The 2,922-nt window shown below is 65.4% G+C and carries 2 protein-coding genes; both read right to left on the minus strand.

The window, feature by feature from the left end; translation table 11 throughout:
• The coding region (locus tag AC1DRP_RS35980; protein WP_476771075.1) for a B12-binding domain-containing radical SAM protein at positions 1-572 on the minus strand (572 nt) is incomplete at its 3' end.
• A 436-nt stretch (positions 573-1,008) separates the two neighbouring features.
• The coding region (locus tag AC1DRP_RS35985; protein WP_476771076.1) for a methyltransferase domain-containing protein at positions 1,009-2,922 on the minus strand (1,914 nt) is incomplete at its 5' end.

Below are 2,922 nucleotides of genomic sequence, written 5' to 3' on the forward strand. Positions count from 1 at the left end.
ATGGCACAGAACTCGCAATTGAAGGGGCAGCMGCGCGAGAACTGGATGCCGACATGCAGATAGCGTTCGAATTTCAGCAGATCGAAGCGCGGCGTCGGACTCTTCGTGACATCGGTCTTGCCCATTTCGGACTTGAAGACGCCGGTCCTCGCCCCCGATCGCCAGGCGGACACGAAACCGGCCATGATCTCCTCCGCCTCCCCGAGCACCAGGAAGTCCGCGGCCTCATAGACATGCGGCGTGGAGGTTGCGTCGGGTCCGCCGACGACGACCGGTTTGCGGTGCATGCGGCTCTGCTCGATGATGGCGAGGGTACCCTCCTGCTGCGGCAGCATGCCCCCCGTCATCACGAGGTCGGCCCAGCCGAGATTCTCTTCGGCGAGTTCCTCCGTGTTCAGGTCGACGAGACGGATCTCCCACGCCGTCGGCAACAGCGCAGCGACCGTGATCAATCCGAGGGGGGCGGCGGGATGGAGCGCACCGGCGAGCTCGCATGTCGCCTTGTAGTTCCAGAACGAGCCCGCGTTGAAACGCGGATAGACCATCAAGACCCTGCAGCGTTCATTAGGCATGTTGTCTCCTGCTTCGCGCTTTGACGGGAGGAATGCGGGCTCATCGGCCGACGAGCCTCCAGACGGCCGCGCCTGCGTGCGAAAAACGTGGGGGCCGCGAGACCTTGCTGATTGCCAGGACTTGCTGACTGGGGAGAAGCTTGAGAAATCGCTGCTACCGTCGTTGAGCGATGGCTGCTCGAATGCAGCATTGAGCGGGTGGAAAGACGGACATTGCGTCGCTGCCTCCGGGTTGGCAGGGACATGAGCAGCAAGGACCGTGCCTGGGAGGCCGGTGCTCTCCACGCGTCAAAATGCGATGTTTTCAGCGTTTCCTGAGGGAAACGCCCCTAGGAGCCCCTCAAAACATCAGGGAAGCTCCAAACGCTGGAGCTGCCGCGACCACTCCGTCGCACCAGCTCCGCCGCACTTCCGGCCGTCGCGCTGCGCCTCGTCGTCACCGGCGCCTGGCGACGACAACGAAGGTCTGGCACCGCCTCATCAGGGCCGGGAACCGCCGCCCCAGGGCCTCGACCCGGGCCATGCACAGCGTGTTCAACCAATCGAACCGCCGGAAKACCGGCGGCCAGAGCCCGTACCAATGCACCTCCTCGACCACGAAGCCGTGCGCCTCGAGCAGTGCAGCCGCCTCGTCCTCGCGCATCAGCTTGTTGATCTCGCTCCCGGCAAGACGGTTGCGAACGGGATAGACGAGCCCGACCAGGCTTGCCGGATTGCCATGGAAATTGGCGACGAGGACGCCGTCCTTGACGAGGCATTTCCTCAGAACATCGAGCACCTCCGCACGAAGCGAGGGCTCGGCATTGAGGAAGAAGCGGAAGGCGGTGCAGACCTGCCGGTCGCTGACGGACTCGGTCGCACCGGTCTGGGTCAGGTCGGCCTCGACGAAGCGGATTTCAGGGTAGCGCCCGCGCGCGAAGGCGAGCATTTCCGGCGAAATATCGACGCCGACGATGTCGTCGAACGCCTCTTCATGCAGTTCCAGGATGCGTCCGGTCCCGCAGGCGAAATCGAGGGACCTCGACGCGCCGCGGGCCGCCAGCCTCGCAAATATCTCCCGGAGCAACGGCGCTTCGATCTCGCGCCAGTTGATGGCGTAATAGCCCTCGGCGAAGGTCCTGACATAGCGCCGGCCATAGCCTGCACCGGTCGAGCCCACCCGGTAGGATTCGGATTGCGGGTCGTTCGGCTGGCCCGGACCCCCGCCCCCGCGCGCTCCGCCTCGGGGTTCCCACTCCCAGGTCGCGCCAACGGCCGAAGCATCGCTGTGTCCGTTCACCAGCTGCGACCTGGACCAATGCATCGGGACCGGAGGCACGGCCAGGGCCAGGCCGGGCCTGATCTGGAGGCGCAGGCGCAGGAAGATGGCCAGCGCCAGGTTCAATGCGATCACTGTGGCAACCGATGCCACCGCGGCGCCGGTCAATCCCCAGAACCGGTTCGCCACAACCGTGGCCACGATGTTCGCCCCGGCGCCCACGATCAGCGTCGCGGCTGCAGCCCGCTCGTGCCCCGCCATCGTCATGAGCGACTGCTGCGAGCCGAAAGCGGCCGCTATAACCTGACCGATCAGGAGGATGCGAAGGACGGGGGCCGCGGATTCGAAATCCGGGCCGAGCCAATTCAGCAAGGGCTCTGTGAGCAGGAGCAGCGGAACCGAGATCAGGACCGCCGCCATCAATGACAGCCTGGCGGAGTGGCTCAGCAGCGCCTGAAGTTGCGGTCGATCATCCCCGCCGCCGAAACGCGAGGCCAGAGGCAGGATCGATCGGCCAAAAGCCACCAGGGGGCGCGTCGTCAGCGTCGCCATGCTGAGGGCAATGCCGAAGATACCGGCCTTGGTAATGCAACCCTCGAGGCCGAGCACGATGACACCGGCCCGGTTCAGGACGATCTCGGCGGCGACGATCATCGTAAGGGGCGCGATGGAAGAGCGCCATTCGGTGGTGGCATAATTCGCCACGGCCATGCGGACCGCCTGTGGCCGGACCTCCCGCAGGGTCGGCACGAGCACCATCGCCGCCATCGCCGACCCGACGAGCGTGGAGCCCATGACGAGCGTCGCATCGCGTGGCCACAGATGGTACCAGGCCGTCAGGAAGATCATGCCGAGAACGAGCCCGTTCAGGACGACACGTTCGATCGTGAGGACCGACAGGGCACCGCCGTAGCTGCGCGTCACGGAGCCGCTGATCAGGAGAAGCGTGAGCAGAGGTGTCGCGGCCAGCGCCATCAGACCGGTTGAGATGACCTCCTGCCGAAATGTCCCGGGATACATGGTGATGAAGGTCGCTCCGAGCACGGCGATCGCCACCGCGGTCGCCAGCGTCCTGCGGACGGCATACTGGAT

Source organism: Allobosea sp. 01N443, assembly GCF_056399325.1.